Source organism: Ligilactobacillus sp. 110_WCHN (genome assembly GCF_030518115.1).
GTDB lineage: Bacteria > Bacillota > Bacilli > Lactobacillales > Lactobacillaceae > Ligilactobacillus > Ligilactobacillus aviarius_C.
This window is the reverse complement of the sequence record NZ_JAULLI010000016.1, coordinates 38,930-45,473: the sequence shown is the minus strand read 5'-3', so window position 1 is coordinate 45,473 and position 6,544 is coordinate 38,930. Positions and strand designations below refer to the sequence as shown.

Sequence of the window (6,544 nt, the reverse complement as noted above, 5' to 3'; positions counted from 1 at the left end):
TAAATAAAAGCAGCGGAGGCTGTGACGAATGTCACAGTCTTCGCTTTTGTTTCACATGAAACCTAGAACCAGGTCGTTAAATAATGACTGCCCTGAATCTGTTCTTGGCGGTGGTTTGGAAAATCCTGCCCAATATCAGTAAAGATTCCATCAACACCCCAGTTGAATAACTGATTAGCCCGATCAATCTTATCAACTGTCCAAACGTTGACTTCGTAACCGGCTTTCTTTAGCCGCCGCACTTTCGCAGCCGTTAATCGCCGGTTATCCGGGTGAACAATTTTAGTATTTAAAAGACCTGTTAATGGTTTTGCTAATGAAAGAGTATATTGGTTAAACAGGCACGCATATTCTAAATCCGGTCGTACCTGTTTCATCTTCATTAAAATATTTGGATAAAATGAGGAAATGACCACCCGAATTTGCGAATCGATGCGATCGATTCGGTTTGCTAACTGCCGCACCATTGAACGGGTTAATCGAGCGGCATCCTTGCCGTTGATCGGCTTGATTTCCAAATTGAGATTAATTTGATTCCGGTTAACAAAATCAATCACATCATCAAAGGTTGGAACTTTTTCATTTCTAAATTTCGAATCAAACCACGCCCCTGCAGATAACCGATGTAGTTCTTCAAAATTAAGCGCTGTTACTCGCCCATGCCCGTTTGTCGTCCGGGAAACATCGCCATCATGCATAATTACCAATTTTTCATCACTCGTGATTGCGAGATCCGTTTCAAGCCAATTTACATTGTATCGTGGCATCAATTCAAACGCCGCCATTGTATTTTCAGGCGCTAACGTAGACATTCCGCGATGCGCAATTATTTTATGCTGTCCCACCCTGCTCACTTTCCTTTGCTTAAATTAGCTTTATTTTAATCTTTTTCAGCTAATAAAAAAAGATGGGACTGGGCGGTCTCATCTTCAACGCTTCCGAAAGCTCTACCATAAATTATAAAGGGGTCAAGAGCAAGGCGAGCCTTCGCAAGCAACTGACTAAACAATGGTCTAGGTTAATCATTTTCAGTATCGGTTGGGAGAGGATACTATTTCATAGATTATATCTATTGTCAAAGAGTAAATACATTGTGAACATGTATTTGACGGTTTAAATATTCGTACAATAATAAGTTTGAGTAAGTGAAAATTAATACCACTGTTTGTCATTATTAAAGTGTTTATCTTCTACATAGAACCTATCTATGTTCAATTACTATATTATTCTTTTCTAATGAAAATAATTTAAAATTTCCTGAATTCTAATTTTTCTTTCCTGAATATTTTTGCTTAACCTTTTCTTTAACTTTTTACTGGATCAATCCGTACATCCATTGCGGTGAAATCATCAGACCTAAGCCAAGTAAAAAGGCAACAACTCCTAAAGCAAAGCCGTAATACAGCGCTAATGGACTAAAAGCATTATCCGTCCCCTTCGTTGTTAAAAAATGATGATACTTCCACGTTGCATAAAACTGCCATAGTCCAATTAAGAATAAAACAACCCCAAAAATCCGCATTAATAACATCATAACTTCCTTCTTTCCCCTGAAATTAATTTCTATTATATTTAGCTTTTCATCATTTGCAAGCGTTTTACAAAAAAAGAGATTGTGATTTACATCACAACCTCTGCATAATCGGGTTCCAAAACAAACGAGCTGCGACGCGAAGCTAGAGGAAGTTCGAAAACCTCCGAATCTATGCTGGCGCGATTCGTTCGCTTTTCTGCTTCCACCACGCTCGTTTTTAACGTTTTGTCACACCTTCTTAATTATTTTTTCAACCGTTCAACGTCCCGCGCGATCATTAATTCTTCATCCGTTGGAACTCGTAATACGGCAATCTTTGAATCCGCAGTTGAAACAATGCCATCAACGTTGGCATCATTTTTCGCATCATCCATTGCTACCCCCATAAACGAAAGGCGGTCGATGACCCGTTTCCGGATTGCTCCTTCATTTTCGCCAATTCCAGCAGTAAAGACAATCGCATCTAAACCGCCCATTTCAACATAGTATTGGCCGATATAGCGGACAATATTTTTTACAAAAAGCCGAATTGCAAGCGATGCACGTTGGTCGCCATCCTTTTCGGCAACCTGTAAGTCACGCATATCAAGTGACCGCCCTGATACGCCAAGCAACCCTGACTTCTTATTCAATGTGTCTAAAATTGCATCAACATCCGTTGTTTGCATTTTTTTCATTACATAAGCAACTAATGAAAAGTCAACGTCTCCTGACCGGGTTCCCATTGTAATCCCTGTCAACGGGGTAAAGCCCATTGACGTATCAAATGATTTACCATCTTTAATGGCACACATTGAAGAACCAGCGCCCAAGTGGCAGGTAATCATCTTTAAGTCTTTTAACGGTTTGCCTAAATATTCAGCTGCCTTTTCCGCAACGAATTGATGGCTTGTTCCGTGAGCACCGTAACGCCGAACACCATATTTTTCATACCATTCGTATGGTGTGCTGTACATGTAGTTTTCTTCCGGCAACGTTTGATGGAATGCTGTATCAAAAACAGCGACCGCCGTTGCGTCTGGTAATAATTTCTTGAATTCTTGAATTCCGATCAAATTATTCGGATTATGTAATGGTGCAAAATCAGCCAATTCGTCGATCTTTTGAATTACATCGTCATCAATTACGACTGACTGGTCAAAATATTCGCCCCCGGCAACGACCCGGTGGCCGACCCCTGTAATCTCTTCAAAATCATCGACGATTTTAAGTTCCTTCAATAACCGCAGCATCTCTTTGATGGCGACCACATGATTAGCAAGTGGTAATTTTTCCGTATATTGCTTACCATCGCCGTAAACGATCTTAATTGCTGAACCGTCAAATCCAATCCGTTCAAGTAATCCCTTTGCAATTTCCTTTTCTTCCGGCATCAAGTATAACTTGAACTTCAAAGTTGAACTTCCTGAGTTAATAACTAATGTCTTTTCCAATTGAATTTCTCCCTTAAATGCAAAAAATCTAAGATGAAGATACCATTAAGTAAAGTACATTGCAAGCAACTTTTCCATTCATTATTAAGATTTTACTCTTTAGAAAACTAATTTATAACAAATTTTTAAATAAAATCAAAAAAACAGCAACCTCGCACACACGCGGTTGCTGTTATAAGCTTTGCAACTATTTCCGTTTACTCTTATAAGCTTTCCGTTTAGCTTTTTCAAGCCGTTTCTTCCGGGCCTTTTCAGCCGCTTCCTTTTCTTCGCGTTCCCGCCGAATCTTAAATGGATTCTGAAGTAACAATGTCTGACCTACTGAAAATGCGTTCGTTACAACCCAGTAGATTGACAATGCAGACGGTAAATTAAAAGCAATGAAACCAGTCATGATCGGCATGAAGTACAACATCATGTTATTCATCATGTTGTTTGTTCCTTCCGGCTGACCCATCATTGATAATTTCGAAGTTAAGAATGTAAAGATTGCGGCCAAAATCGGCATAATGTAGTATGGATCTTTTTCACCCAAGTGCATCCATAAGAAATCACCATTCTTTAAGATCGGTGACCGCCAAATTGCTTGATACAAGGCAATTAAAATTGGCATTTGGATCAGCATTGGCAAGCATCCTGCCATTGGATTGATTCCGGCTTCAGCATAAAGTTTTTGCTGTTCTTCGCTTAACTTTTGCATTGATTCCGGATCCTTCCCAGGATACTTCTTTTGCAATGCCATCAATTTCGGTTGAATTTCTTGGGTCTTCCGCATACTCTTCATCTGGTAGAACATCAACGGTAAGATAATAATTCTGACAATAATTGTAAAGACCACGATTCCCCAGCCATAGTTGTGGCCAAAGAAATTACTCAGCCACTGAATAGCCCGGACGAAATTCCAAATAATGTAGTGGTCCCAGAACCCTGTACTATGAGATGTAATGGGCGCATTACTTGTACATCCGCCTAAAAGCAAGGCCAGTGATAAAGTGCCAAGGATCGCAACGTTTCTTTTTGTACGTCGTTTCATTACTTTTGTAATTCCTCACTTTTCGCTTTGTTATTTGCAGGCAAAACCTTTGCTAACCGTAAAACATGACTCAAATGTTTTTTAACTTCTGCCGTTGACATCCACGCAACTGTCGGCCGCGCAATAACAAGAAAATCGCAATCCTGTTTCAATTGCGGCTTAAGATCCGTTAATGCTTGCCGAATCCGGCGTTTGACCCAGTTTCGTGCAACGGCATTCCCAATCTTTTTCCCAACTGAGATGCCGACCCGAAAATGAACCTGGCCCGGCTTTTCAAGCATGTAAACGACAAATTGGCGGTTCGCACATGATTTACCCTTCGTAAAAACCGTTTGGAATTCTGCTTCTTTTTTGACGCGATATGATTTTCTCATTGTCGATCTCCTAAATGGACTTATCCGAATGCTCTTTAGATAAGAAAAAAGACCACTGACGGTCCAGTGATCTATGCAGACAATACTTTTCTACCTTTACGGCGTCTACGTGCTAACACATTGCGACCGTTCTTTGTACTCATACGCTTACGGAAACCATGTACGCGTTGACGGTGACGTTTCTTAGGTTGGTATGTTCTCTTCATGAATTCCACCTCCTTATTTTTAGATGTCAAAACTATCTAAATTGTTGTATCAAAATAGTCTTCAAACAGACTTACTTTGTAAGTTTAACATACAAATTTTAAGTTGAAAAGCGGTTTTTCCAAACCAAGGCAATTTTTCAGCCTTGCCATGCTACTTGTTATCCCCGATTTCGCGCTCATATTTTTGGAATAATTGTGAATTGCAAAAATTAAACTCACAGCTTTTTAGACAGACATATCCACAATTAACATCCCGTGAATTTGAAATTTGTGATTTTTTGATAATTCTGTGGATAAGTTGATAAAAAATTGATAAATCAACTTTTGATTTTAAATAATTTCCGTGAATAACGGCCAAATCAGGTGATCTTTTCCACAATAAATCGTTACCTGTGGATAATTAAACTAACACCCGTGAATTTGATTTTTTTATTTTTCACACCTGTGGAAAACTATTTTTTTTAATGCTACAATGGACGTATAAATTTTTTATAAAAGGAGGGGCAGTTTCGTGCTTGAACCAGAACTCGATTCCTTATGGAAAATTATTTTCGACGGTTTGCACGGCTCATTTAACGATATTGCGTTTAATACTTGGATCAAGCCGGCCAAACCTATCGAGTTTAAAAATGACACCCTTGTCATTGAGGTCCCATTTCAAATGGTTAAAGAATATTGGGAACGAAATATCAATGAAACGATCATTGACTTGCTTGAGCCCGCAATTGGACGGCGAATCAATATCGTGATTCGTTCCGCAGCAGATGATAACGATGAACCATCGAATCAAGCAGCTGAGAATACCCTAAACACTGAAGCTGAGGAGCAGATCCCAGCAGCATCGCAGAAAAAAGCTTCTAATAATAACTTCGTTCATAACAATCAGTTAAATAGCGATTATACGTTTGAAAAGTTTGTTGTTGGGAATGGAAACAAAATGGCGCATGCCGCTGCATTAGCCGTTGCGGAAGACCCCGGACGGGTTTATAATCCGCTTTTCATTTACGGGGGTGCCGGATTAGGTAAGACCCACTTAATGCAAGCCATCGGTCACACGATTTTGCAACGTGATCCGACAGCGAAGGTTAAGTATGTTTCAAGTGAGGCATTTGCAAACGACTTTATTAATTCGATTCAATTAAAAAACCAATCTGAATTCCGGGATGAATACCGGAACGTTGATCTTTTACTCGTTGACGATATCCAATTTTTGGCAAATAAAGTTGGGACACAGGAAGAATTCTTTAATACATTTGAAACTCTTTTCCAAAATAACAAACAAATTGTTCTTACGGCTGATCGGTTACCAAACGAAATTCAAAACCTTCAAACCCGGTTGGTTACCCGGTTTAAGATGGGCTTGCCGGTTGACATTACGCCTCCGGATTTTGAAACCCGAATTGCAATTTTGCGTGAAAAGTCGCAATCGCTTGGATTAGATCTTCCAGATGAAGCATTAAATTACATTTCTGGTCATTTTGATTCTAGTGTGCGTGATTTGGAAGGGGCGTTATCGCGAATCAAAGTCTTTACGTCAATGACGGACGCTCCGATTACGACCAGCATGGTTGCGGAAGCCCTCCGCGGATTAGTTGGTCAGGGAGCAACCAAGGAAATTACAATTCCGATTATTCAAAACAAGGTTGCAAAGTACTTTAACGTCACCGTAACCGACCTTAAAGGCAAGAAACGGGTTAAATCGATCGTCATGCCGCGGCAAATTGCGATGTATCTTTCACGGGAATTGACGGATGCATCCCTTCCGAAAATTGGTCAAGAATTCGGCGGCAAAGATCATACAACCGTAATTCATGCGCATGAAAAAATTCAAACTGAACTTTTAACAAATAAAGATCTTCAAAACGATATCAAAGAAATCAAAGATCAGTTACAGGTCTAATTGTGGACAAATGTGAATCAATTAGATTTTTTATCCACAACATATCCACAAGGAAAACATAGGA

The 6,544-nt window shown here is 39.6% G+C and carries 7 protein-coding genes; 1 reads left to right on the top strand and 6 read right to left on the bottom strand.

The features are described from left to right. Positions 1-62: 62 nt before the first annotated feature. From Q3C15_RS06565 to rpmH, 6 genes are all read right to left on the bottom strand, one after another. On the bottom strand, positions 63-845 hold the full coding sequence (locus Q3C15_RS06565; protein ID WP_204779679.1) for a glycerophosphodiester phosphodiesterase family protein: 783 nt from the start codon (positions 843-845) through the stop codon (positions 63-65). A 467-nt stretch (positions 846-1,312) separates the two neighbouring features. Continuing rightward, on the bottom strand, positions 1,313-1,534 hold the full coding sequence (locus tag Q3C15_RS06560) for an immunity protein (RefSeq protein WP_283580835.1): 222 nt from the start codon (positions 1,532-1,534) through the stop codon (positions 1,313-1,315). Positions 1,535-1,776: 242 nt separating this feature from the next. Continuing rightward, positions 1,777-2,967: an acetate/propionate family kinase gene (locus tag Q3C15_RS06555; RefSeq protein WP_302704707.1), complete on the bottom strand. Its 1,191-nt coding sequence runs from the start codon at positions 2,965-2,967 to the stop codon at positions 1,777-1,779. A gap of 187 nt (positions 2,968-3,154) precedes the next feature. Further along, positions 3,155-4,000: a YidC/Oxa1 family membrane protein insertase gene (locus tag Q3C15_RS06550; RefSeq protein ID WP_057827209.1), complete on the bottom strand. Its 846-nt coding sequence runs from the start codon at positions 3,998-4,000 to the stop codon at positions 3,155-3,157. Then, positions 4,000-4,374, bottom strand: coding sequence for a ribonuclease P protein component (rnpA, locus tag Q3C15_RS06545; protein WP_302704706.1), 375 nt, complete (start codon positions 4,372-4,374; stop codon positions 4,000-4,002). The genes Q3C15_RS06550 and rnpA overlap by 1 nt, the downstream gene beginning before the upstream one ends. Before the next feature lie 71 nt (positions 4,375-4,445). After that, the gene (gene rpmH, locus Q3C15_RS06540) at positions 4,446-4,580 is read right to left on the bottom strand and encodes a 50S ribosomal protein L34 (protein WP_057827207.1); all 135 of its coding nucleotides are present in this window, start codon (positions 4,578-4,580) and stop codon (positions 4,446-4,448) included. Between the two features lie 511 nt (positions 4,581-5,091). On the opposite strand from rpmH, the gene dnaA reads away from it, so the two are divergent. Then, positions 5,092-6,480 carry a chromosomal replication initiator protein DnaA gene (gene dnaA, locus Q3C15_RS06535; protein WP_302704705.1) on the top strand — a complete coding sequence of 463 codons (1,389 nt, stop codon included), beginning with the start codon at positions 5,092-5,094 and terminating at the stop codon, positions 6,478-6,480. Positions 6,481-6,544 lie beyond the last annotated feature (64 nt).

Excerpts from the sequence above, each read along its gene's own strand:
- rnpA (WP_302704706.1), bottom strand. The coding sequence starts at position 4,374 with ATGAGAAAATCATATCGCGTCAAAAAAGAAGCAGAATTCCAAACGGTT.
- rpmH (WP_057827207.1), bottom strand. The coding sequence starts at position 4,580 with ATGAAGAGAACATACCAACCTAAGAAACGTCACCGTCAACGCGTACAT.
- Q3C15_RS06550 (WP_057827209.1), bottom strand. The coding sequence starts at position 4,000 with ATGAAACGACGTACAAAAAGAAACGTTGCGATCCTTGGCACTTTATCA.
- Q3C15_RS06560 (WP_283580835.1), bottom strand. The coding sequence starts at position 1,534 with ATGATGTTATTAATGCGGATTTTTGGGGTTGTTTTATTCTTAATTGGA.